Annotated in this window: 22 protein-coding genes and 1 tRNA gene; 10 read left to right on the top strand and 13 right to left on the bottom strand. The window is 62.7% G+C overall.

Translation table 11 applies throughout. The annotated features are described in order from the left end of the window. Positions 1-252: 252 nt before the first annotated feature. Together KBY86_RS02385 and KBY86_RS02390 are read right to left on the bottom strand one after the other, a co-directional pair. A complete protein-coding gene (locus KBY86_RS02385) occupies positions 253-3645 on the bottom strand; it encodes an efflux RND transporter permease subunit (RefSeq protein ID WP_255140017.1) in 3393 nt (1130 codons plus the stop codon). Between the two features lie 15 nt (positions 3646-3660). Then, a complete protein-coding gene (locus KBY86_RS02390; protein ID WP_255140018.1) occupies positions 3661-4653 on the bottom strand; it encodes an efflux RND transporter periplasmic adaptor subunit in 993 nt (330 codons plus the stop codon). Between the two features lie 336 nt (positions 4654-4989). Between KBY86_RS02390 and KBY86_RS02395 the strand changes: the two genes are divergently transcribed. Beyond that, positions 4990-5148 (top strand): hypothetical protein, encoded by a 159-nt coding sequence (locus tag KBY86_RS02395; protein ID WP_255100961.1) that lies wholly within the window; start codon positions 4990-4992, stop codon positions 5146-5148. Between the two features lie 570 nt (positions 5149-5718). Then, on the top strand, positions 5719-5970 hold the full coding sequence (locus KBY86_RS02400) for a transposase (protein ID WP_255100962.1): 252 nt from the start codon (positions 5719-5721) through the stop codon (positions 5968-5970). Positions 5971-6760: 790 nt separating this feature from the next. Here KBY86_RS02400 and KBY86_RS02405 read toward each other — a convergent pair. The 7 genes from KBY86_RS02405 to KBY86_RS02435 form a co-directional block, all read right to left on the bottom strand. Then, entirely contained in the window at positions 6761-7777 is a 1017-nt protein-coding gene (locus tag KBY86_RS02405) for a DUF932 domain-containing protein (protein WP_255140019.1), read from the bottom strand. A gap of 113 nt (positions 7778-7890) precedes the next feature. Further along, positions 7891-8196, bottom strand: a complete 306-nt coding sequence (locus tag KBY86_RS02410; RefSeq protein ID WP_255100964.1) for a hypothetical protein — start codon at positions 8194-8196, stop codon at positions 7891-7893. After that, positions 8193-8510 (bottom strand): hypothetical protein, encoded by a 318-nt coding sequence (locus KBY86_RS02415; RefSeq protein ID WP_255140020.1) that lies wholly within the window; start codon positions 8508-8510, stop codon positions 8193-8195. The genes KBY86_RS02410 and KBY86_RS02415 overlap by 4 nt, the downstream gene beginning before the upstream one ends. Positions 8511-8641: 131 nt before the next feature. Further along, positions 8642-8875, bottom strand: coding sequence for a hypothetical protein (locus tag KBY86_RS02420; RefSeq protein ID WP_255140021.1), 234 nt, complete (start codon positions 8873-8875; stop codon positions 8642-8644). Then, entirely contained in the window at positions 8872-9144 is a 273-nt protein-coding gene (locus KBY86_RS02425; RefSeq protein ID WP_255140022.1) for a DUF6926 domain-containing protein, read from the bottom strand. The genes KBY86_RS02420 and KBY86_RS02425 overlap by 4 nt, the downstream gene beginning before the upstream one ends. A 1454-nt stretch (positions 9145-10598) precedes the next feature. Beyond that, a complete protein-coding gene (locus KBY86_RS02430) occupies positions 10599-11063 on the bottom strand; it encodes an RNA polymerase subunit sigma-70 (protein ID WP_255140024.1) in 465 nt (154 codons plus the stop codon). 776 nt (positions 11064-11839) lie between these two features. Then, complete coding sequence (locus KBY86_RS02435; RefSeq protein WP_255140025.1) at positions 11840-15220, bottom strand: DUF5906 domain-containing protein; 3381 nt, start codon at positions 15218-15220, stop codon at positions 11840-11842. A gap of 195 nt (positions 15221-15415) precedes the next feature. Between KBY86_RS02435 and KBY86_RS02440 the strand changes: the two genes are divergently transcribed. Then, positions 15416-15715 carry a hypothetical protein gene (locus KBY86_RS02440; protein WP_255140027.1) on the top strand — a complete coding sequence of 100 codons (300 nt, stop codon included), beginning with the start codon at positions 15416-15418 and terminating at the stop codon, positions 15713-15715. Here KBY86_RS02440 and KBY86_RS02445 read toward each other — a convergent pair. Together KBY86_RS02445 and KBY86_RS02450 are read right to left on the bottom strand one after the other, a co-directional pair. Beyond that, positions 15695-16621 (bottom strand): integrase, encoded by a 927-nt coding sequence (locus KBY86_RS02445; protein ID WP_255140028.1) that lies wholly within the window; start codon positions 16619-16621, stop codon positions 15695-15697. The two genes, KBY86_RS02440 and KBY86_RS02445, sit on opposite strands and share 21 nt — an antisense overlap. A gap of 313 nt (positions 16622-16934) precedes the next feature. Continuing rightward, positions 16935-17018, bottom strand: a tRNA-Leu gene (locus tag KBY86_RS02450). A 41-nt stretch (positions 17019-17059) separates the two neighbouring features. Between KBY86_RS02450 and ndhL the strand changes: the two genes are divergently transcribed. The 4 genes from ndhL to KBY86_RS02470 all read left to right on the top strand — a co-directional run bounded on the left by ndhL (position 17060) and on the right by KBY86_RS02470 (position 19238). After that, positions 17060-17308 carry an NAD(P)H-quinone oxidoreductase subunit L gene (gene ndhL / locus KBY86_RS02455; protein WP_158217430.1) on the top strand — a complete coding sequence of 83 codons (249 nt, stop codon included), beginning with the start codon at positions 17060-17062 and terminating at the stop codon, positions 17306-17308. Continuing rightward, positions 17305-17640: a DUF3007 family protein gene (locus KBY86_RS02460; RefSeq protein ID WP_094510934.1), complete on the top strand. Its 336-nt coding sequence runs from the start codon at positions 17305-17307 to the stop codon at positions 17638-17640. Before ndhL ends, KBY86_RS02460 begins: the two co-directional genes overlap by 4 nt. 96 nt (positions 17641-17736) lie before the next feature. Then, positions 17737-18579 carry a tryptophan synthase subunit alpha gene (gene trpA, locus KBY86_RS02465; RefSeq protein ID WP_255140030.1) on the top strand — a complete coding sequence of 281 codons (843 nt, stop codon included), beginning with the start codon at positions 17737-17739 and terminating at the stop codon, positions 18577-18579. An 11-nt stretch (positions 18580-18590) separates the two neighbouring features. Further along, entirely contained in the window at positions 18591-19238 is a 648-nt protein-coding gene (locus KBY86_RS02470; protein ID WP_255140031.1) for a DUF938 domain-containing protein, read from the top strand. A 16-nt stretch (positions 19239-19254) separates the two neighbouring features. Here KBY86_RS02470 and KBY86_RS02475 read toward each other — a convergent pair whose 3' ends face one another. Next, positions 19255-20256, bottom strand: coding sequence for an NAD(P)-dependent alcohol dehydrogenase (locus tag KBY86_RS02475; protein WP_255099582.1), 1002 nt, complete (start codon positions 20254-20256; stop codon positions 19255-19257). Positions 20257-20502: 246 nt separating this feature from the next. Between KBY86_RS02475 and feoB the strand changes: the two genes are divergently transcribed. Continuing rightward, a complete protein-coding gene (gene feoB / locus KBY86_RS02480) occupies positions 20503-22353 on the top strand; it encodes a ferrous iron transport protein B (protein ID WP_255140032.1) in 1851 nt (616 codons plus the stop codon). 5 nt (positions 22354-22358) lie between these two features. Here the strand turns inward: feoB and KBY86_RS02485 are convergent, their stop codons facing one another. Beyond that, positions 22359-22589 carry a FeoA family protein gene (locus KBY86_RS02485; RefSeq protein WP_094510929.1) on the bottom strand — a complete coding sequence of 77 codons (231 nt, stop codon included), beginning with the start codon at positions 22587-22589 and terminating at the stop codon, positions 22359-22361. Positions 22590-22628: 39 nt separating this feature from the next. Here KBY86_RS02485 and KBY86_RS02490 point away from each other — a divergent pair, with 39 nt between their 5' ends. After that, the gene (locus KBY86_RS02490) at positions 22629-22814 is read left to right on the top strand and encodes a DUF2256 domain-containing protein (protein ID WP_094510928.1); all 186 of its coding nucleotides are present in this window, start codon (positions 22629-22631) and stop codon (positions 22812-22814) included. An 8-nt stretch (positions 22815-22822) separates the two neighbouring features. After that, positions 22823-23095, top strand: coding sequence for a YciI family protein (locus tag KBY86_RS02495; RefSeq protein WP_094510927.1), 273 nt, complete (start codon positions 22823-22825; stop codon positions 23093-23095). Positions 23096-23122: the final 27 nt, after the last annotated feature.

Here is a 23122-nt window from a genome sequence, read left to right on the forward strand (position 1 = left end):
CGGCTGAACATCGGCGAGAGACCGCGGGCCTGGCTACTGTCGAGGCTCAACTGATAACAATCGTCCCTGCTTGCAAATCTCGTCAAGATGACACCATTTTGGGCCCAACTTCTGGGCCTGCAAACCCTGTCCAGAGCCACACTCAGATATCCATCAAGCAAGTAGCGACTCCTACAACCTGCAGTTCCTGGATATAGCCGTGGCTGGGTCAAGCATGACAACTTTGGGCAAGCAGCTTCGTTGCCTTCAGATCTACTTGTCATCAGTCTTTAGAGCTTGGTGCCCGAGCCAGCTTTTGAGTTCCACATAGAACACAGGCACCACGAACAGTGACAACACAGTGGCGACGGCGAGGCCACCGAAAACAACCGTACCGAGGGAAATCTGGCTACGGGCACCAGCTCCGCTGGAGAAAACCAGGGGTAGGAATCCCAGCAGCGATGCGATGGCGGTCATCAGGATGGGACGCAGTCTCGATCGGGCCGACTCCCGGGCGGCTTCCAGCACAACAACGCCCCCAGCGAGTCGCTGATTCGCCAGATCGACGATCAGAATCCCGTTCTTGGCGGCCAGGCCAATCAGCATCACCAGACCCACCTGGGCATAGACATTCAGGACCTCACCCCGCAAGCTCAGAAACAGCATGGCCCCTAGCATGGCGGTAGGCACGGTCATCAGCACGATCAGCGGATCGCTGACGCTTTCATACTGGGCTGCCAGGACCAGGTAGACCACCAGGATGCCTAGAGCAAAGATCGCGAGTGCCAGAGAACCGGCTTTGATCTCCTCTCGGGAAATGCCAGTCCAGTCGTATCCGAGTCCGTTGATCTGCAAGCCGCGGAACAAGTTTTCCATCCTGTTGATGGCCTCACCTGAACTGCGGCCCGGCGCCGCCTTTCCTTCAATCTTGATGGCACGGTAGAGGTTGAAGTGGGGAATCACTGAAGGGCCGGTGGTGGGTTCCACACGGAAGAACTCCGAGAGGACAATCGATTTGCCAGCGCTGTTGTTCACGTACAGCGAGTTCAGCCGTTCTGGGGTGGCGCGGAAGCCTTGGTCGGCTTGCACGTAGACACGGCGAACCTTGCCGGACTGGAACGTATCGTTCACATAACTCCCACCCATGGTCACGCTGAAGGCCTGCATCGCCTTGCCGAAATCCACATCCAGAGCCGCCATGCGATCACGATCCACCTGAACCCGCAGCTTCGGTGAGACGGCCGAGAACTGGGTAAAAGCAACTTCAAAGGCGTCATTGGCATTGGCCTTTCCGATGAGCTCGTCAGCAGCTCCGGCAAACTTGGACAGATCCAGGGCGCCGGCGCTCTTATCCAGCAACTGGAATTCAAAGCCGCCCGAGTTGCCATAGCCGCGAATTGGCGGAGGCTCGATGACGATCATACGGGCGTCCTCTATCACCGACAGTTTTCCATTCAGGCGCCCCACAACCGCCGCAGCACTCTGATCGGCTCTACGGCGCTCCTCCCATGGTTTCAACCCGAAAAAGAAGAATCCTCGGTTGGGGGTGTTGCCTTCAAAGCCAGCTCCACTGAACAACGCCGCAGTGGCGATCTCTGGTTCTCCGCGCAGGATCTCAGCCACCCGTTGGTTGATGCGCTCGGTATTTGGAAGCGAGGTCCCTTCCGGAGCCTGCAGAATGCCAAGGGCATAACCTTGATCCTCCACAGGCACGAAACCTGTGGGGATCGCCGTAAAGGCCACCCCAGTGAAAATAATGCCCCCCAGCAACAGGCCCATTACCAGATGCCGACGGTGGAGCACCCAGTCCAGGCCGATGTGATAACAACGCTCCATCAAGGCATAGATCAGGTTGAAGCGGTTGAAGATCTCGGGTGTGAACCAGCTCACCAGCAGGCCCAGTGCGGTGCAGAGCACCACGCTGAGAGGACGGTCCACCCCGCCGATCAGCATGCCGGTAAGGGCACCGGCTACGGCCAGTGGCAGCATCAGCGGCCACCCGGTGAGCTTGCTCAGGCCGTAGCCCAGGAGTGTTCCGATTACGAGGGCCCCCAGAATCGTGAGGACGCCGCCGCCGCTGAGCAACACCCCGAAGATGAAGGCCAGGGTGGTTCCGCCGATGGCGTAATTGGAACGGCCTGGAGCAGCGTCAAAGCGGTCTAGCAGCACGGCCGAGAGCATCGGTGAGAATGTAAGGGCGTTGAAGGTGGAGATGGTAATCGCTGCCATAATCGTGACCCCAAACTGTTTGTAGATCGTTCCAGTCGCACCAGGGAAAAACAGCACCGGCACGAATACGGCGATCAACACCAGCGAGGTGGCGAGGATTGCGCCGAAGAGCTCGCTCATAGCGGCCTGCGCAGCTGCGAGGGCGTTCAGGCCAGAACGCTTTTTACTCACGGTGTCTTCGATTACCACGATGGCGTCATCAACCACCAGCCCGGTCGCCAAAACCAGTCCGAACAGGGTCAGTTGGTTGAGTGACAAGCCGACCAGTTTGGCCACAGCGAAGGTGCCGATCAGCGATACAGGAATGGCGATTGTTGGCACCAACGTCGCCCTCCAATCCTGCAGGAACAGAAACAGGATCAGCACCACCAGCACGATGGCGTCCCGCAGGGCCGCCACCACGCCTTCAATGGACGCGTTGATGAAATCGCTGTTGTCATAGACTTTCTCCATCTTCACCCCTACGGGCAGGGTGCTGGCGAAACTCTCGAGTACCCTCTTGACGCCGGTGGAAACCTCAAGGGCGTTGCTGCCACTGAGCTGATAGACAGCCATACCCACCGACGGAACGCCTTGTAGATCGGTGCTGCTGACGTCATAGCTCTCGCCTCCCAAGGAGACCCGGCCAACATCTTTGAGGCGAACAAGACCGCCGCTTGGAGTCTTGCGAACGATCATGTTCTCGAACTCCGTTACAGAGGTGAGCCGTCCCTGCAGTTCCACGCTGAAGGTATATTCCTGCTCGGCAGCAGCTGGAGAACTGCCGATCTGGCCAGCCGGCACCAGCCGGTTCTGGCTTGTCAAAGCATCCACCACGTCGCTGGCTGTCAAGCCATTCACAGCCAGGCTTACTGGGTTGAGCCAGAGGCGGATGGCGAGCTTGCGGGAGCCGAAGTAAGTCACATCACCGACTCCCGTCACCCGTTTGATCTCGTCGGTGAGGCCCTGGTCCAGTAAACCACTGATCGTCTCGACGCTATAGGGCTGCTTGGTATCGGTACTGCCGAAGATGTAGACGAGCAGAATTGAGGTGGAAGCCTTGTTAACCGTGACACCAGACTGGCGTACCTCATCAGGCAGCTGTGGCTCTGCCAAACCCACCCGGTTCTGCACGTTCACCTGGTTGATGTTCCTGTCGCTGCCGTTTTTGAAGGCAACAGTGATCGCGCTGCTTCCATCCGACGCGCTGCTGGAGGTGATGTACTCCATGCCCTCTACGCCGTTGATCTGCTGTTCCAGCACGGAGGTAACACCCTGCTCGACACTGATCGCATCGCCACCTGCATAGCTGGCGGACACGCGCACAGTGGGCGGTGCGATGTCTGGCAGGTTCTCTACGGGCAAGAGCGGAATCGAGATCAGCCCAGCAATCACAATCAACAAGCTGCAGACCGCCGTAAGCACCGGTCTCCGGATGAATTGGTTCGAGAGCGACATGCGGCAGGTGGCGGTTTAGGACCTGGGCTTGATCGGTACGCCGTGGCGGAGGTTGATGAGGTTTGAAGTGATCACGGCCTCTCCGGGGCTGATGCCGCTGAGCACAGGAAAGCGGTTGTTCTGGAGTGGCCCGAGCACCACAGGACGCTGCAGGGCTACAAGGGTGGTAGCCGGTAGCTTGGCGAGTGAGGCCAGATCGGCCCTGTCAGGGTTCGCGCGGAGCTGGGCAAGGGTTCCTGTGATGAACACAAAGTTCTGGCCGGGGAGCTGCTGCACCGCCTTGAAGGGAACCGAGAGTTGCTGGTTCTGCTCCAGTACCAATTTCGTACGTACCTTGACGCCGCTGCGTAAGCGGCCGCCACGATTGTCGAACTCGGCTTTCGCTAGCAGCGTCTGACTGCCATCGCCGACCACTGGATCGATCGATTGCACAAGGCCGTTGGCCAAGGGCTGGTCGGTGGCCGGATCGCTGAGGAGCACGGTCTGGCCGAGCCGCACCCGTTCGGCGTAGACCGTTGGCACCTCAATCCTGACCATCAACCGATCGTTGCTCACCAACTTGGTGAAGGGGTCACCGCTCGTGATCACATCACCCTGCTTCACTTGCAGGTCGGCAACGGTACCGCTGATCGGTGCACGCAGATTGCGGAATCGGCGGTCAGCTTCCCTGGCGATCAGGGCCTCCCGAGAGGCGATTGACTCCTGTCGAAACTGGTCCCGCTGGATCGGGCTGGCGGCCCCTTGGCGTACCAGCGACTCATAACGTTCATAGTTGAGCTGGTCACTGGCGGCCTTGGCCCGCAGGTTGATCACGTCGGCCTTCTGCTGCTCCTGATCCAGCACCAGCAGCAAATTACCCTTTTGAACCTGGCTACCCTGGCGCACCAAGATCCTCTCGATCCTGCCGTCCGCCTGGGCGGAAAGCTGCACCAGATCTGGCGCCTCCAGGCTGCTCACCGTTTCGACGCTGGTGCTGAAGGTTGCCAGCTGGGCAGGTTCTGTCTGCACCGGCAACGCGCCGCCTCTCGGCGGTCCTGACGGTTCAGAGCAGCTGGTGAGAGAAAGCGCTATGAGCCCCATCGCCAGGGGAAAACAAAACTGGCGCGGTGCCGGAACGCGCAAGAAAAATGCGCCCAGCGGCATAAAACAAGGGATATTTCTTCGCCACATCTTGGCGGAAAAGAGCCCACCCTGTTGAGAACCATTCTCAGGAGGCGGGAAGGCTTGTGATCCGCTCCTCTCCTTTCTCCACCCTTTTACCTACAGCTTGGAAGCGCGCCACTCTGAACACAGCTAGTGAAGCGGTAGTGCCTATGGGGCTGATGCCCCTTCTTCTGGCCAACCTTGCTGCTGCTCGCTCTGCTGTTGGTGGTTTCCAGCGACTGTGGGCTCCGCTCCACCTTCTCGCGCCTGCTCGGGGTTTCGCTGCGCCCGCTCGTGGCGCGGGTGGGGGATGCTGCTGGAGGTGTGCTGGAGCTGGTTGAAGCGTCGAGCAGGCCGTAGCTGCTGCGCACAGCGGTCGGGTCTTTTTCACTCCCCGGTGTCTTTCAGCGCCTTGGTTGCGCGGTGGCTGGGGCGGTGGTCGTTCAGGAGCACCTGTCGGGGTCTTGCTGGCACAGCACGCGGGTTGAGTGGGCGTTGTGGTGCTGGCTTGGTCTTCCCCCGATGGTCCCAACGCGGTGCTGCGGATGGGGGGGCGCGTCCTGCGCCAACTCACGATGCGCCCTCTCTCTCAACGCGATCGCCTTGTGCACCAATACCTTTCCCTGGCCGGTGCCCTGGCCCAATGGCTGCGGGATCGGGCTTTGATGGTGCCCCTGCCGATGAACGCTTGCGCGGAAGCCCCCTGGACCCACCAGAGCCTGGATCAGGGCCGCCCTGAAGGCGGCGGCAGCTGGCTCGGTGGCCTGGCCGCCCCAGACTCCAGGTCTCCAGAAACGGAAAAAGCGCGGGACGTAGGGCTGGAGGCCATGGTCGATCAACTGCCCACCGAGAGGTGGACTGGTTTTTCTGGACAGCCCCCATCGTTAACCTCTGAGGTGGGGCATCGCCCCTGAAAGGGGGCTCACAGTGTTGAGCAAGCGCCGTACCTACAGCCCCGAGGTCAAGGCCAGGGTCGCCATGGTGGCGTTCAGTGGCCGCAAGACGATCAAGGAGATCGCCGCCCACCACGCTGTACACCCGATCCAGGTCAGCCAATGGAAGCGGCAGCTGCTCGACGGTGCCACGGAACGTTTCACCAGAAGCAAGAAGTCCAATGGCAAGGACGAGGAGCAGACCAAAGAGGCTGAGCTGGTCCAGCTGCACAGCCTTGCAGAAGCCTGACGGCTACGCGCAGCTGCAGATGGAGCTGGAGTTGCTCTGATGTTCGTGAACCACGCAAGCTGGTCGATCCGCTCTCTAAGGCAGTCGCTGCTCCCCAGATCGGCTGCGATGGCCGGGTCCTCTCGGTCGACGACATCACAGGCCACCACTTTATTGCTGCAGACGTCGATCACCAGGTAGAGAACCAGCTACACACCGCGCACGTTGGTGGTTACGACATTAACCAGTAAATCTGATTATTCCCATTCTTCGTCGTTTTCGTTCTCGGGGGTTAGCACCGGCTGTCGGTTCCGGTTGACCGGTGCTCTGAGTGAGCGAGATTCGAATCCAGCTCGATCGATAGCTGCAGCCGTTTGACCGATGGAGTCAAGCAACGCCCCGCTGATAGGAGCCAGCTCCCGACAGAAGGTGGCGATCGTTGTCCAGACGTTGGGTTCGTAGGAAGTCATCGGAATTGTTCGGAACGCTGGGTGTTGATGGTCATGGGTTGGGCAGATTGGGGCTTGTCTCTGTTGTGGAGGGACTCCTCCTGGGGAATTCAGGGCTCACAAGGGGTGGAGGCCCAGGAAAGCCCGCAGGGCTTCTTTGATGACGAGCTCGGGGGGAAGCTCCAGCGCCTCCCGGTTCAGCCGAGTCCTCTCAGACGTCATGGCAGCATCAAGCCACACCGGCGGTCGTCACAGCGCCGCTGGTGTGGACACGACCGGCAAGGAGGTCAGAGCCCTTGCCCTTCCCTTTTCTGGCTTTGCCCCGCCTCAGTCGGTAAGAACCTCCCGTTGGCCGCAGGCCCTCAGCTGCGGGTCGCCGCCAGCGCCAGTTCATGGGCCTGGGTCAGGGTGGAGGCAGCTTTGCCGAACCACAGTCCCTCCAGCCGCTGACGGGCGGCTTCGATCGGATCCCTGGACCTGCCGGCATCGTGCGACAGGTGTTCAGTGATCGCCTGGTAGGCGCCCCACATCGAGCCCTGCACGCCCGGGATGTCACTGCCAATGGCCCGGCCTTCGAACTTGGCGGAAAGACCCTCCCAAGCGGGAAGATCCTCCACCCGCCTGGGCCGGCTGGTCGCCGCATCGCCCCGGCGGTCATTGATCGCTCCCCGCAGCTGATCGGCGAACAGGGTCTCGACATAGCTGCGGAACTGCGCAGCCGTGCAGGGGGCGGCGGCCATCGCCCGCAGTTCGGCCAGCCCTCCACTGAATTGCTGCCGCTGCAGGTCAATCAGCTCAGGGAGCCGGCTGATCAAGGCATTGGCATTGCGGGTGTGGCGGATGCGGCAGCCCTGCTGGCGCCGGCTACTTGCTGAGGCAAGACCCAGGGCAGCAGAGAGCGTGTTCTTGCACACCACCCGGATGGGGGAGAAGAACACGGAGAAAGCGATCGTGCCGTCATGGCTCGTGCAGCCAACCAGGTACTGATTCACCGGATCACCAGGGAGCACCTCCCCTTCTGATTGGCGCACCCTTGCTGTAAAGGTCACCTTGCGGCCGCCGGCCAGGACGCAGACCGCATCCATGACCGCATCGCTATGGAGGGCCTCGGCGACCCGGATCAACTGCTCGTTTTGCACCACCTCATAGGTGGCGTTCATCACCGAGAGGGTGGTGCCGGTATCGGTCCTTGTAATTGCCTGGTAGCCATCAATGGGCTGCATATCGGCGTCGTAGACGGGTAGGCCGGCGAGCTGGAAGTCAGCGCCACCGAGGCGGAAGGCTTCCCGCGCCGGCAGGGTGCCGTCAAGGACCAGGCCCAGGCGGTGCCAGGCGGGCTGGCTGTTGAGGAAGACACCGGAGTGGAAATCGTGGGACATGGGGTTCACAGCTGCGGCACACAGGCCGCCAGAGAGGACAAAAAAGCCGGCCTCGGGGGGGAGACCGGCAACTGCTGGGGCGGGGCTCACACCCGCCTGCCCGTTTGAACGGATCAGCTGCAGGAGGGAGATGGGTTGAGCAGCCGGAGGCGATCGACCACCAGCCGCAGGCCGCAGTGGTTCCCGCATAGCCGTCCGGAGGCCGCCAGTCGCATGCCGGGTATGGCATGGTCGCTGAGTTCCTGCGCCTGCTTCCCCCAGACCTCGATCAGCACTGAGAAGCCACCGGCGGACTCTTCGTGCCAGCGGGGGGTGACGCCGGGGACCAGCAGGAGCAGCTCGGCGCGGATGGCGCCGCAGTCAAAGCTGGTCAGCTGCACCGGCAGGGGGGCGGTGCCCGTCAGCATGGTGATATTCATGGCCTCTGGGCTCCATTGGGGCAGCAGGCAGGGGAATCGAGGAAGGAGAAGGCGTCATCCAGGTCCTTGTGGCTCGGTGGGGACAAACTGGCGGCTCCCCGGCTGCCGGTTCGGGCGCTTTCAGGCTCAGGGGTAGGGGTGACCTGGAGCTGGAGGCCGCTGAGCTCGCCATTGCGATGCCAAGCCATCTGGCGGCCCATGCTCTGCAGGAACAGGATTCCGGAGAGGACGTCATCGTCTTCATGGAGGAGGCCGATCGGAGGGAAGACGGAACCATCGGGGCGGCGGATGGTGATCTCGCTGTGGAAATGCATGAAAAAAGCCTGCGCAGCAGGCGGTGGAGGGGATTGAGAGGGAGGCAGGGGGTTAGCCAGCTGGAAGCGGTGGAGCTGGAAGCGACGGACCGGCAGGCGGGAACCAGAGCGCTGGCTGTAATGCATACGTGTCAGTGCTCAGGTCCGTTCTCGGGGAAACAGAACCGCAAGGCTTCAGCGGCCTCATCGAATGGCGGGGAGACATCCAGCCAGGGAGAGCGAATGCGGGCAAAGGCAGCGGCCGGGAAGTAGCGCGAGAGGCTGGAGTAGGAGGCGCCTCGGACGCGCTCCGCTGGCAAGACCAGACCGGCAGTGGCGTTGCCGCTGCGGGCACAGCGGAAGCGGACCTTGCAGTAACCGCTCATGGCCTTGCAGCCAACTGGGGAGTCCCAGCAAACGCCGCCGTCACCGGAGCCGTCAGGAGGAAGCGGTAGATGGTGCAGTCAGTGGCCAGGCAGTAGCCGGCAGCGTCGTGGAACGCCGTAAAGCCGTATTCCTCATCGGCATCGACGCAGCTGGCGGCTCGGGAGGAGAAGGTCTCCTGCCACCAGGCATCGGCAGCAGCGATCTGGTCATCCTCCAGACCGGTGGGGTCAGCGTTGATGAAGTAGCAGGCCCAGTGGGTGGGTAGCAAAAAACTGACCAGGGATGGTTGGCGTGTGTCCCGTTCGCTTCTGCGGAGGAAGACGGGCTCGGGGGGGCACAGGGGTGGACCTGGCAGGTAGAGGCTGGAAGCAGGCATGAAAGTCACAGCGTCAGAGGCACACAAAAAAGCCCCGCACGTAGCGGGGCGAACCAATCCAGGCGGACTTGAACCGCCAAACAGCAAGACGCCCCCTGGCAGGGACACAGGGGAACGCTCGCTGCGCCTTGCCTGCTACGCAGTGACCTCCAAGAGGTCTGGAAGGCATGCAGGTGGATTGGGGATGTGGATGGTGTTCGTCGGGTGTTCTTGCCCTTCTTTTCAGTCCCATCCGGAGACTGGAAGCCGGTTTTGCACCGCATCCCTGCTCAACCACCATTGGGGAGATGGGGAGAGGGATGGAGATCGTGCTCGATCTCGCTGCGACGGCTGCACCGGGCCCCAGTGGGCATAGGAAAGGCGTAGCGCGTCAGGGCCGCAAGGCCCCGCAGGAGGAAGACTTAGCGTCTATTGATACTGTCCTGCGCATGTATGGGCGCCTGTTGTGTGTTGGCGCAACGCTGAGGTTACTTAGTCACGGGAAGCCTGTTGACCCGCACAACGGTGCGCACCGGCTTGATCCGTCCTCGGGCATCTGCTGCCCTCGTCCTCCCGCTAAACCCCTCCGTCGTTTGGCCGAACGAGTGTCTCTACGGGGCCGCATGCCCTGCGCTGAACGGATTGAATACCGTCAGGCGTCTCGTTTGCACCTACCGGTTGACGGCACCACAACCAGTAAAGGTTGGATTCCGTACGACCTCGGGGGAGCGTTTCTATGTTGAGCCGCAGCAAAGAATGCCGCTAGCAATGATGCATAGGCCTGGTGCGCAAGTTGCGCTGTTGTTGAAAGAAGGATTAGACACTTTGGCTCCAAGCATCAAGGCTGTGAGCCTGACCGGCGAGAGTGAGCGACTGCGGCGCAGTCCTGTCTCATCGGTTGAAAGCAACATAAGGGCAAAGCGAGCAGATCGTCAAGCAATTCAGGAGAACTAGATGACTGCCGACTGGGCGGTAGTTGAGACCCTGAATGATGTCTAGAGGAGCAGACAAGACATATAATTACTTGCAAATGTATATGAGTAAAAGAGAGGAACTAGGGAGATAAGCGAGGGGAACTTCTTGATTACACAGCTGAATGAAGACTGACACGGATTGCACGAGCCCGTTTCGCCACTCCAGAATCAGCCATGCAAACGCTCAGACACGGAAGACTGGATCCAGCCATCCTGTGGATCAACAAGATCAGAAGGAAACTGAGCTAGTCATTGGCATGATGTCCTTAGGAACGTCATGTCTGCAATCTGAAGACCACTCAAAGGGGTAGTGCCCTGGCCATTCCCACGATCAGTTCCCGCAGATCGATACGATTGGGAATGTGGCCGCAAGAAGCACTGTGCAATTGGCTTCTAACCCAGATTGGCAATGCTGCGCGTTTGGATCGCCCGTTCGCCCAGGTCCACGTCGTGCGCCGAGGCCATGACCTCGCTGTGTGCCAGACGCTTCTCTAAGGACTCAATCTGCTCCGATAGTTCTGCCCAGCGAGTAGCAGACTCACGACGCTCGACCACATGGTTCATGGTGTTGATGATCAGCTTTGCAGCCCCTAAAGCAATCGATTCGGATTGTGACTGCAGCAGCTCTCTGGCTTTCTGAACCGCATCTCCGTAGCCCTGCTGCAACTCCTTCGTTGCCTCGGATTCAATGTGCTGCAAGGCCTCATCAACCGCTCGTACATACGCAGGGTTCCGCCCCCATGACAGAAGGGTCGTGTAGCCAACGCCCAGCTGCTGCGCGATTTGACGCAGCTGCATGCCCTCAGCCGTCATCAACACGGCCTTCCTTTGCCTGGGTTTCAGGGTGGCTGAGGCCATTACAGCTTCTGTTCGAGTTGGATTTCGTCAGTTTTGGCGGGCCTTCCAGCAGTGGCGACATCCACTACGGCCATCTCGTGCCTTCTGCTTCCGCCAACAGCTCCTGACTCAGCCCACTGGCCGATCTGGATGAAGTATGGGGGCTGAGACGGATGCGGGAGACTTGTCAAGGCTCCAGGCGCTTAAAGACCACGCGGGAAACCAGCATCTGATAGTTAATTTTACTGCCGTCTTGGAAGGCCGCCTACTGTCTTGGCCAGGTCCAGGAAGTATGTGGCCATCAGAGTATGCAATGAGCGTGGCCAGGAGCGGCACTCAAGGGTTTCGGGTAACACTCGCCGAGTGGCTCAATACCGATGCGCTCGTCTGAGGTGAGGGCAGCTTGGCGCCTTGCCACTTGCGCCGCGGCGCCCCTTAAAGCCACCGCAGTGGGCGAAGCCGGGCGCAGCGTGATGGGTGGTGACGGGGGCGTGACGGATCGGTGACGTCAAAAACCCAGTCCTACCAGGGGTTGTGGTGGATGTGACGGATATGCCCAACTCCATCGGCCCCACTCATGGGTAGACATACTAGTCACCAAGCCCCCCTTCTTACTCTCCCTTTCTTTCCCAAGAAAGATCTCAATACAAGAAAAGCATCACATCCGTCACACCCCTGTCTACGACTGGGTTCTTAACGTCACAAGTCCATAACGAACCCATCACCCCTTGCCGGGATCCGTCACCCCCTATGTCCGACTGGTTCCTTGCCATCGCTGCCTCCAGCTCGAGCCATCGTTACGCTTCCAGCGAATGGCCGTCGAGCTTCCGCTGAAGTGCAAACCGGATTACTCCAGGGACATCAGCGTCCTTACTTCCGCTCCGCATCCTCAGCATCGGGATCCGTGCCCCATCCCGTGTCTTGTACGGGAGCAGGTTCATTGGACCCACCGGCAGCGGTAGCCCTAGTCGATCGCGTAACAGTTCCACCAGCGAGGATTTAAACCGCCGCAATGACAGTTCCCTGCCCTTTAGCCCGTTAGCCGCTATCCAGTCGCGGTAGCAGGGGTAAGCGAACTGACCGATCTCAAAATTCTGTGCATCAATCACGTTGTCCTCCCCAGTGGAGATAGCACCGATCTTGAGCTGGGGATACTTGCCACCCTCATCAACGTTATCATCGAAAACCAAAACATCCTCCGCCCAGTCTGCCAGCGGGTTGACCAGCTCCGCATCGAGCAGTTCATCAAACTGGGCCAATCCTCCGGGTTCCTCCATCACCTCTCTAGCTTCCTGAGGATCCATAGCTATTGTCCATGACACGAAGGCCCCCAGCTCGTCTACGAGATCGCCTTTCCAGTGATCTTCGTGCCAGGAAAGCATGTCCCTCCGGTCTGCCTTTGGGACGGGCTTATCGAGGTGGATGCTCCGCCTTCGGTTAAACACTGCCGAAGAGTCGTCCTTCGCCTTGACCGCTGAGTTCCCCACTAACAGCACCAAGCCGCGAAAGGTGAAGTCATACTTCTCGGTCGAGTTCTTGCGTTCAGCCACGATGGTGTCTCCACCGGTGAAGGCTTTCAGCCGCTCCAGCGGTCCTGCATAGTCCTGGCTCTCCGCAAACTGCAGAAGCGCCGCACCCCGCGCCTTATACGTCTCGAACCGCTGGTTCCTGTCCTCCATTAGATGGAGCTGACTGCTGGCCGTACATTCCCTCCCAACCAGTGCTTCCAGCAGCCGCGCCAGCACCGACTTGCCGGAGTCACCGACGCCGGTCAGCTCCACGAAGCCCTTAGCCCCCAGCCGCCGCAACGCGGCTGCACATGCCGCCCGAAATAACCGCTGCTGATGCAGCTTTGGCAGCAACTGCTCGATGCAAGCGAGGATCTTCACAGGCAGTTCGTCCGGCCTGAACTCGTATGGCAGCACCCAGGTGTTGCCGTACTTCCGGTCATGGGGCAGCAGCACCCCATCCAACAGCCTGACAACCCCATTTCGCATGGGCAGCACCCCGTGTTGAACCACCGGATCAAGGGACAGTGCCCGACGTCCCGGGTGATCGCGCAAGTCGGCGATCAAAGCCATGCTCGCCTTGCTGCTAAGGGTCACTTCAGTGCGCCATTGCATCGCCGCCACCCAACGCTGCAAAGGCTGCTCAATCGCTGTGCTCGCTTTTCCCGGCAACGGCACCCAGCGATCACCCTCCCATTCGTAAAGGCGATCCTCGGCCCCCTCAACGACGAATTGATCTTTGAAAACGGACCACGCGATGGTGGCTTGAACTGGAACGGCCTGCTCGTCGTGTGACCACACCCACTTCTGCCTATTCTGAATTATTTCAAAGCAACACTCCGCCCGATCCGCAAGCAGTATTAGAGCCTCCCTCCCATGTCTCTTGAGAAAGGTGATCGGGGTGTTCGCACTGGGGTCGGGGTCCAACCCACCCCGCGCCTGCGGTACTTCACAAGGAAGGTGAATCAGCCGGGGCTCCCCACCAGCGTTAGCAAATCTCAGTGCCGCATCTTTCAACACTTGCGGCACGTTCACCACCGCCCGGCTGTTCCAGCACAGGAACACCGTCGGTCCCTCGAAGTCCTCGCCATCCATCCCCTCAGCGACGGTCAAACCTGCGGCCATCAGCGCCGCCCGCTCTTCTTCCCTCTCCGCCCAGAACACCGCCGTCCCCCAGTCGATGTCGGGGTTCCCGGTGACCTTCAGAGCGGGAGTTTCCACTTGAGTGCCCCCCTGCTCTGGAGGCGAGCCCAGTGCCCCGTCATCCCGCTTCCGCCGTGGCGATGCAATGGCCTCAGTCAGGGCCTGCTGAATCTGAAGGGCATTGCATAGCGCCACCTCCGCCCCCACCTCCTTGAACTTCGCCGCTGGCCGCCCCAAGCTCCCCTTGGCTGATTCCCCCGCATAAGCCCATCGAGTCGCTGGATCCACCTTCCCGGCGATCACATCGCCCACGGTCAGATCCGTAGGCGGGCTGAAGCTCTTCCCTCGGTAGCAAACCACCACCACCCCATCGGCGTTGTCGAAGATCGTGCAATCGGCGTCGGAATCCCGACCACAAACCGGACAGGGATTTTCCTCGCCTGAGTGCGACACGTCGCCTCCAGCGGCGCGTACCCGACCCACCTCCTCGGACTCGCCCTTGGTGAGCTCCGGCAGCACCGCCTCAAGCTCTTCAATTGTGTAACGCCGCTCCCGATCCCATCCTTCCAAAATCTCGGCATAGCCAATGGGCTTACCCGCCAGCGGGTTCTTCGGCTGCCCCTCCTTGGAGGGCTTGCCGATATAGAGCGATCCGGCCAGCCGCATCGGCTGCGACCTGCCCACCACCGCCGGATCCGAGGGAAAGCCCGCATCCGTGGCCCGCTTCACCACCCGGCGTGCTGCCAGCTCCCCCCGCAAAGGATCTACCCCCTCGGTGAGCACCCAGTAGCTGTGGACGCTTTTCCCTCCAGTGGCTACCTGGAATGTGGGCTTGGGCAGGCCTAACACCTTCCACCCCTCGATCTGCCATTCGATTGGCTGGTCGTCCCACTCAGCCCTGATCGATCTGACCTCTGTGATTTCGGCCTTCTTGCTCCCGCCAGGATTCGGCAGTACAAAAACAGCAGCCCCGAGTAGCACGCGTGACGCCAGCTCTTGTGTGATGGTGTCCGCCACATCTCGATCCCTCTCCACGCCTTTAATGCTGCGGCATCGGTGCTTGTCCTTTGGGTTGACGGGCACCGTTCGGAACCACACCTCGTCATCTCTCAGACCCAGTAACTTGATGTGCAGCAGCGCCTCCTCGCTGCGGATGTATGGCTCCGTACTGAGGCCCCCATCTTTTTTGACTTTCGCCAGGGCTGCATCACCCAACGGCACATCCAACACGGTGGGTACCACCTCGGCAGGCGGCTTTTCCTTGTCCCACGGCTGGCAAGGACCGTCCTCCTGGAGATCAATCAGGTCATTGAATTCCGCCAGGTTGCGTCCTTTTCCGTTCTTCTCCTGCTCATCTGTCCGTACGGCTCCGGCAATGGCTCCCCCGCCCTGGAGAGGGCCCTTAGCCTTGTTGTGACCAGCAGTGTTGCGGCAATTGCCGTTTTGGGTGTGCTGCTCTGGGCTGGTAGTGCGTTGCCGCGCGGTGTTATCTAGTCCAGCCACGTTGAAGTGAACTTGCAATGACATAACAGAACCCAAAGCATGTGGGGGGGGGTGGCAAGCTGCGCTGCCCCTTTCATTTGAGCCGGAGATCGGCTTGGACGCGCTCACTTAAACCGTGCAAACCGTGCGTATCCCCCAACTCTGCACGGTTTGCACGGTTTGATTGCCTCCATCTGTTAATCCAATGGGCTGAAATGTGTCTGTGCCAACTCATCTGCCATGCGTCCTTCCCTGACAGCCACAGACGACACCAAGCTGCTGTTCGATCTGATCAGTGCTCAGCTGCATCTGATTCAGGCGCGTCTGGAGCTCAAGCCCAGACTCAGCAGCAGCCCCTGGCTCCCCCTGGCAGAGGCAGCAAGGGCCCTCCACTTCCCCAGCTCCCGGGCCTTGCGCGCGGCTATCGACCGTGGTCGTATCCCTCCCCAGTTCGTGAGCGCTACCACCGGCGACACCGGCAAGCGCAGGACGCTTTACGTGGATGTGGAGGGCTTCTCCTCACATCTGCGCAACAAGTGACGCCATCGAGGCGCTGTCGAACCACCGCTGGTACAGGGATGTGTGCACCATCAACGAGTGCCCGAGGCTCTTGGCCGCCAGTGAAGGGCTTATTTGGGGGTTGTGAATAGCCCGCACCGCCCAGGCATGACGCAGGTCGTACGCCTTGAACGGTGCCCCGAAGCGGCGCAGCGCGACACCGAGCTGTGCTCCCACCGTGCGGTGGTCCCGATCGAGCTTGATGCCGGGGAGGCGCCTGCGCTCAAGCGACCAGCGATCGATCCAGATCTTCGGGAGCGGCAGCCCTTGGCGGGCCCCGGTCTTTCCGCCCACTATCGCTACGAGGCCATTTGATAGCACCTGTGACTTCATCAGTGCTTCATGCGGGCGGGTTCCGTAAGTAGCGCAGACGCCGGCAACCCACTGCCAATCTGCCGGCAACGCATCAATCACCTCAACAATCACCGCATCAGTAGGCAGCTCACGCGGGGCGGCATCTTTCTGTGGGGTGTACCCCTTGCCGAGATCCTTCAGCTTCAGAACCGCGTCCGGGCCCAACTCGATCGCACGGGCTACCGCCACGGCGGCGATCGAAGCGCGACGCCGGTTGCGGCTCCCCACTTCCTTGCTCTCGACCAGAGCCGTCAAGACATTCAGGTCAATCTTTCCAAGAGATAGGAGTGGCTTGAGGGGAGAGGCGTAGTCGGTGGCCCAGGAAACCGGGGCACTAACCCCCCGCCGACGCTGGTGGTTCCACCATTGCTCGGTGCGGCGGATCGCCTCCAAACCGCTAATCGCGTCCCCGGCATCTCGAGTACTCGTATTGGGACCAGCGAACCACCGATCGAAGGGGAAGGGATCCAGCCCCATTCGATGGAGCTCAACATCGCGGCCGAGTTCTTCGGCGAGCTTGCGGGCCTGCTCCAACCCTGCGGGGTAGGCGATCGGGGTACTGATGCGCTGCTGTTTCCAGGAGCCATCGGGGAGGGGCAGCGTGCTCCTTAGGCGCAGTCGCTTGCCGGAGGGTGTGACCTCAATGGCCACCGCGCAGCCCAGTTCCCTGAGAGCCCGGTTGACACGGGTCAGATATGGGTCCCGTGAGGGCATGGCGACCGTGCCTAGAACCGTGCCTAGTTTGGCCCTTTTTGTGCCCAAACGTGCCTAGGTCATGCCTAAGCGGAAATCGGACCCAGATTCCTAAGCCAGCTCGAAAGCTTTGTGCTGCAATCGTTTATAGCGATGGGGGCAGGGGGACTTGAACCCCCACAGCCTTGCGGCCTGCGGATTTTAAGTCCGCTGCGTCTACCGGTTCCGCCATGCCCCCGCGGACTGATCCTAGATTTGCCGCACCCTGCTTCCTGTTCCGTGCCGTTGCCCGGGTTTCTCAGCACCCTGCCGCTTGACACCCTGCTGGTGCTCGGTGCCTACCTGCTGCTTGGCGGCGCCTACCTGGTGGTGGTGCCGCTGGTCCTCTTCTTCTGGATGAACAAGCGCTGGATGGTGATGGGCAAGATCGAGCGCACGGCCGTCTACGGCCTGGTGTTCCTGTTCTTCCCGGGCATGATCGTGTTTTCACCCTTCCTCAACTTCAGGCTTGCCGGCCAGGGCGAATGACGCGCGGCCAGGCACTGCTGCTGGGCCTTGGCGTGTTCGGGCTCGGTGGCCTCGGCTACTGGGGCTTCAAGGCGGCCGGCTTCGAGGGCTTTTCGGCCGGCATCGCCGCTGAGGCGGTCTTGATTCTGATCGTGCTCGGCTGGACGGGCAGCTACCTGCTGCGGGTGGTCACCGGCAAGATGACCTTCATGGAGCAGCGACGCCAGTACCGCGCCGGTTACGACGCCATCACTGCTGAGCAGCTGCAGAAGGAGTTCGACGCGCTCAGCCCTGCCGAGCAGGAACGCCTGCTGCGTGAGATCGGCCAGCTCAAGGACGACGCCAGCCTTTGAGCCACCGCGGCTGAGGCATTGGGCCCAGGGCTTGCTGGGCCGTCCTGCCAGCGACCCCATAGGCTCACGGCCAGAGCGTGCAGGATTCGGCTCCGAATGAGCGCCACCCCGTCCAGCAATGTCGCCGCCAGCGGCACCACGGCCATCCAGGCACGGTTCAGCCAGCTGCAGGCGCAGGGCCGTTGCGCCTTGATGCCGTTCCTGATGGCTGGTGATCCGGATCTGGCCACCACCGCCGCCACCTTGCTCGCCCTTCAAGAGGCCGGCGCGGACCTGATCGAGCTGGGCATCCCCTACAGCGATCCGCTGGCCGATGGCCCGGTGATCCAGGCGGCCGCCAGCCGCGCCCTTTCCGCCGGCACCACGCCGGGCAAGGTGCTCGACATGCTCACCGGCCTGCGCGGTCAGCTCACCACCCCCCTGGTGCTGTTCACCTACAGCAACCCGCTGCTCAACCGCGGCATGGAAACCTTCTGCCGTGAGGCCGCCGCTGCCGGCGCCGCCGGCCTGGTGGTGCCGGATCTGCCGTTGGAGGAAGCGGAGCGGCTCTCGCCGATCGCCGCGGCGGAGGGGCTTGATCTGGTGCTGCTGGTGGCCCCCACCACCCCATCCGAGCGCATGGGGCGCATCGCCGCCGCCAGCCGGGGCTTCACCTATCTGGTCAGCGTCACCGGGGTCACCGGTGTGCGTGCGGCGATGGAAATGCGCGTGGGCGGCCTGGTGCAGCAACTCAAGGCCATGGGGCCCACGCCGGTGGCCGTGGGCTTCGGCATCTCCGGGCCGGAGCAGGCCCGCCAGGTGCGCGATTGGGGCGCCGATGGCGCGATCGTGGGCAGCGCGCTGGTGAAGGTGATGGCGGCGGCGGCGTCCGCTGCGGAGTCGGTGCCGGCGGCGGCAGGTGCCTATCTGACCGGCCTGCGTCAGGCCCTCGACAGCTGAGCGCCCTGCCCATGCCCCCCCAGCCGCTCGATCTGCCCTTCTCCGAAGCCTGCGAGCGCAACAAGCAGCCGTTGCTGGAGGCGCTGCGCACGTGGCTGCCCCAGCCCCCCGACCGGCGTGCACAGCTGCTGGAGGTGGGCTCGGGCACCGGCCAGCACGGCGTGCATTTCAGCCAGCACCTGCCCGTGCGCTGGCAACTCAGCGACCGGACTGAGCACCTGCCGGGGCTGCGGCGGCGCCAGGCGCACGCCAGCGCCGACGGCGCGCCAGCCGTCGGCCAGCTGCTGCCGCCGCTGCAGCTGGATGTGACCCAGCCTGACTGGCCGGCCGGTCCGTTCGATGCGGTGTTCAGCGCCAACACCGCCCACATCATGCCGGCGGCGGCCGTGCCCGCTCTGTTCGCCGGCAGTGCCCGGGTGCTGGCTGCGGATGGGCTGTTTCTGCTTTACGGCCCCTTCCACGACGGCGGTGTGCACACCAGCGCCAGCAATGCCGCCTTTGACGCCCACCTGCGCGCGATCGATCCCGCCATGGGGGTGCGCGACAGCCTGGAGCTGCTCGCTTGCGCCAGGGCGGTGGGTCTGCTGGCGGCCGCAGACCTGCCGCTGCCGGCCAACAACCGTGTGCTGGTGTTCCGCCGTGCTCCCGCCGGCGCCTGAGGCGCTGGCGTCCGGCTCAGGCCGGTCCGTCGAGCACGAAGCGGTAGCGCACGTCGCCGCTGCGCAGCCGGGCGATGGCGGTGTTGATCTCGTGCATCGGCAGGCTTTCCACCTGGGGTTGGATGCCGTGCCGCGCGCAGAACTCCATCATCTTCAGCAGGCTGGCGGGTGAGGAGGTGGGGCTGCCGGTGAACTGGCGCCGTCCGGCGATGAACGGGAACACATTGAAGGGGATGGGCTCCAGCGTCACACCGAGCTGGTGCAGCCGGCCCTTCGGTGCCAGGGCGTTCACCACCGCGTCCCAATCCAGCGGTTGGTTGGTGGTGTTGATGATCAGGTCGTAGCGGTTCGGCGTGGCGGCCAGATCGCCCAGCAGCTGGATCTCATGGGCCCCGAAGCCGCGCGCCTCCTCCGCCTTGGCGGGGTTGGTGGTGATGGCGGTCACCTGGCAGCCCCAGGCGCGGGCGAACTGCAGCGCCATGTGGCCCAACCCGCCGATGCCGATCACGCCCACATGGGCGGTGGGGGAGACGGCCTCGTCGATCAGGGGCGCGAACACGGTGATGCCGCCGCAGAACAGGGGGCCCGCCAGGGCTGGATCGAGGCTGTCGGGGATGGGGATCAGCCAGTCCTGCTGGGCTTTCACATGGCTGGCGAAGCCGCCGCTGCGGCCCACCACGCTCGCCTCCAGGTCGGCGCAGAGGTTCTGATCCCCCCCGAGGCACAGGGCGCAGTGGCTGCAGCTTCCGGCGATCCAGCCCAGGCCGCGTAGCTGGCCGATCAGCGTTTCCGGCACCCCTTCGCCCACCGCCACCACCCGGCCCACCGCCTCATGGCCGGCCACCAGCGGATAGCTGCTGATCCCCCAGTGGTTGTCGAGCATCGACAGATCGCTGTGGCACAGGCCGCAGTGCAGCACCTCCAGCAGCGCTTCGCCGGGGCCTGGAGGCAACAGCTCGGCGCTGCTGCGCTGCAGCGGGGCTCCGGCAGCTTCTGCCTGCCAGGTGGTGATCTGCATGGAGCGTCCGTTGGCGTTGTTGACCCCAGCATGGCGATCTGCGCGGGCCTGGGAGCGGCCGTGGCCGGATCGCCATCAGGTTCGCCTCTTGGCGTGCTGATCGCTGGCCGCCTGGATCGCTGGTGGATGGGCCGTGCGGGTCATCCGGGTTGCTTTTGGATCGCCAGCTGAGGCGCGATGGTCTGGTTGGCGCCTACCTCAGCGCGCTGAGGGCTGCGCCTTGTTTTCTGCTCCTAACGTGAGGGGATGCCTGCGATCACCCAGGGTTGCCATACGTCCGGCTCGGCGGCGGCGCTGCCGGGCGGGGTGCGCCAGGTGGCCTTGATCGGCATGCCCAACACCGGCAAATCCACCCTCTACAACAAGCTCACCGGCGGCCGCGCCCATGTGGCCAACTGGCCGGGCCTCACCGTGGATCTGCTGCGCGGTGAACTGCCCAGCGATGCCTTCGGCAACGATTACCAACTGGTGGATCTGCCCGGCATCCATGACCTCAAGGGCAGCAGCGAAGACGAGGCGATCGTGCGCCGCTATCTGGCCACAGCCCCGCCGGACCTGATCGTGCTGGTGATCAACACCAGCCGCGCCGCCACCCAGCTGCGCCTCGCCCTGGAGCTGCGCGCCACCGGCCTGCCATTCATCGTGGCGCTCAACATGAGCGACGAAGCCGCGCGCTTCGGCGTGAAGGTGAACGCGGTCCGCCTCAGTGAAGACCTGCAGGTGCCGGTGGTGCCGATCAGCGCCCGCAGCGGTCGCGGGGTGCCGGATCTCCTCGATCAGATTCATCGCCTGGAGGCGACCACCTTCCCGCCCCCGGCCCGGCTCGAGCCCGATGCACTCGACGCGCGCCTGCAGGCGTTGTCTGCGGCCTGTGTGCAGGCACCGCATGGCCTGATCGACCGGCTCAGCCACCGCATCGACCGCTTCCTGCTGCATCCGGCGGTGGGGGTGCTGGCGTTCCTGGTCGTGATGCTGGCCATGTTCCAGGCGATCTACGCGATCGGCACGCCACTGCAGGAGCTGCTCGGCACTGCCGCCGATGCAGTGGAAACCCGGCTGCTGTTGCCGCTGCTGCAGTCGCTGCGGCTCTCGCCCTTCCTCGTGCACCTGGCCACCGATGGGCTCTGGCTCGGGCTCACCACTGTGGTGAGCTTCATGCCGATCATCTTCCTCTTCTATCTGATGATCTCCCTGATCGAAGATTCCGGCTATCTGGCCCGCTCCGCCTTCCTGATGGACGGCTTCATGCACTGGCTCGGCATGGATGGCCGCAGCTTCGTGCTGCAGATCATGGGCTTCGGCTGCAATGTGCCGGCGATCATGGGCACCCGGGTGATCCGCGACCGTCCCCGGCGGCTGCTGTCGATGCTGGTGATCCCGTTCTCGCTCTGCCAGGCGCGGCTGGCGGTGTTCGTGTTCATGGCCGGCGCCTTTTTTGTTCGCCCCTGGTGGGCGGCGGGGCTGGTGGTGTTCGGCTTCTACGTGATGAGCTTTGTGGCGGCGGTGCTCACGGCACTGCTGTTCAAGCACGTGTACCGCGGCCGCGAGGGATTCGTGCTCGAGCTGCCCCCTTACCGCACCCCCAGTCTCGACACCATGCTGCAGCGCGCCTGGCAGCAGATGGTGAATTTCTTCTTCACCACCCGCCAGTTCATCGTGATCGGCGTGATCGCCGTGTGGCTGCTCAACAACCTGCCGCCTGGCGTGGATCCGCTCTCCGGCCTGTCACTGTCGGGAATGATCGGACGCACCTTCCAGCCGCTGCTCGGGCCGATCGGCATGAATCCCGCCCTCACGGTGTCGCTGATCTTCGGGTTCGTGGCCAAGGAAATCCTGCTGGGGGCGATGGCGGTGATCTATGCCACCAGCCAGGCGGGCCTGGGCGGAGCGTTGGTGCAGGCGATCACGCCGCTGCAGGCCGTCAGTTTCATGATGTTCACGCTGCTCTACACCCCGTGCCTGTCCACGGTGGCGGTGCAGTGGCAGGAATCGCGCAGCCGCGTGTTCGTGTTGGTGTCGCTGGCCTGGTCGTTCACGCTGGCCTGGGTGATGGCCCTGCTCACCTATCAGGGCGGCCTGCTGCTTGGACTGGGCTGAGCGGATCAAGCAGCCAGCGGTCGGATCGCCATCTCCGCAGCATCACTGCGCCGCAGCATGAATTCCACCTGCCCGCAACGCACATGCAGCAGACCGCCGGGGAAGCCACGGCGCAGCACCTGCACTTCGGAGCCCGGCCGCAATCCCATCGCCCGCAGGCGGTCGTGGAGGGAGGGGAGCTGGGGCAGCGTGACCAGCACGACGACCTGACCGATCGGCGCGGTTGCCAGCGTCATGGTGGTGGACTGGAAGCGTTGTTCAACGTAGGAGGTGGGATGGCAGCACAACAGCCTGCCAACCGGCCGTCGCGGCGTGGTGACCGCCCCACCAAGATCTGCCCGGTGTGCGGCAGGCCGTTCCAATGGCGCCGCCGCTGGAGCGCCGTGTGGGAGGAGGTGCGGTATTGCTCCGAGCGTTGCCGGCGGCGGCGGGGCGGCACAGTGGAGCCTGCAACCCGCTGACCACGGCGATGGCGAAATTCGTGCTCTGGGGCACCTACTGCGAGGACGCCCTCACGCGGCGCACCCCCTTTCGGCAGGAGCACCTTGACGGCCTGCACCGCCAACATGCGGAGGGTGTGCTGCTCACGCTCGGACCCACCGAAGGCAGCACCCATGTGTTCGGCCTGTATGAGGCGGACGCCCTGGAGCAGGTGGAAGCGCTGGTGCACGCCGATGTGTATGCCCGCGAGGGCATCTGGACCGAGGTGCAGGTGTACCCGTGGATCCAGGCGATCGGATGACGTTGCGACCGTGAAGCGCGGAGGGGT

Origin of the sequence: Synechococcus sp. Lug-A (genome assembly GCF_024345655.1) — a bacterium.
Taxonomy (GTDB): Bacteria; Cyanobacteriota; Cyanobacteriia; order PCC-6307; family Cyanobiaceae; genus MW101C3.

Bases quoted from the DNA above. Each gene is read 5' to 3' on its own strand.
- KBY86_RS02385 (WP_255140017.1), bottom strand. From the start codon at position 3,645: ATGTCGCTCTCGAACCAATTCATCCGGAGACCGGTGCTTACGGCGGTC.
- KBY86_RS02405 (WP_255140019.1), bottom strand. From the start codon at position 7,777: ATGTCCCACGATTTCCACTCCGGTGTCTTCCTCAACAGCCAGCCCGCC.
- KBY86_RS02410 (WP_255100964.1), bottom strand. From the start codon at position 8,196: ATGAATATCACCATGCTGACGGGCACCGCCCCCCTGCCGGTGCAGCTG.
- KBY86_RS02415 (WP_255140020.1), bottom strand. From the start codon at position 8,510: ATGCATTTCCACAGCGAGATCACCATCCGCCGCCCCGATGGTTCCGTC.
- KBY86_RS02420 (WP_255140021.1), bottom strand. From the start codon at position 8,875: ATGAGCGGTTACTGCAAGGTCCGCTTCCGCTGTGCCCGCAGCGGCAAC.
- KBY86_RS02430 (WP_255140024.1), bottom strand. From the start codon at position 11,063: ATGGCCTCAGCCACCCTGAAACCCAGGCAAAGGAAGGCCGTGTTGATG.
- KBY86_RS02435 (WP_255140025.1), bottom strand. From the start codon at position 15,220: ATGTCATTGCAAGTTCACTTCAACGTGGCTGGACTAGATAACACCGCG.
- KBY86_RS02440 (WP_255140027.1), top strand. From the start codon at position 15,416: ATGCGTCCTTCCCTGACAGCCACAGACGACACCAAGCTGCTGTTCGAT.
- KBY86_RS02460 (WP_094510934.1), top strand. From the start codon at position 17,305: ATGACGCGCGGCCAGGCACTGCTGCTGGGCCTTGGCGTGTTCGGGCTC.
- trpA (WP_255140030.1), top strand. From the start codon at position 17,737: ATGAGCGCCACCCCGTCCAGCAATGTCGCCGCCAGCGGCACCACGGCC.
- KBY86_RS02470 (WP_255140031.1), top strand. From the start codon at position 18,591: ATGCCCCCCCAGCCGCTCGATCTGCCCTTCTCCGAAGCCTGCGAGCGC.
- KBY86_RS02475 (WP_255099582.1), bottom strand. From the start codon at position 20,256: ATGCAGATCACCACCTGGCAGGCAGAAGCTGCCGGAGCCCCGCTGCAG.
- feoB (WP_255140032.1), top strand. From the start codon at position 20,503: ATGCCTGCGATCACCCAGGGTTGCCATACGTCCGGCTCGGCGGCGGCG.
- KBY86_RS02485 (WP_094510929.1), bottom strand. From the start codon at position 22,589: ATGACGCTGGCAACCGCGCCGATCGGTCAGGTCGTCGTGCTGGTCACG.
- KBY86_RS02490 (WP_094510928.1), top strand. From the start codon at position 22,629: ATGGCAGCACAACAGCCTGCCAACCGGCCGTCGCGGCGTGGTGACCGC.
- KBY86_RS02495 (WP_094510927.1), top strand. From the start codon at position 22,823: ATGGCGAAATTCGTGCTCTGGGGCACCTACTGCGAGGACGCCCTCACG.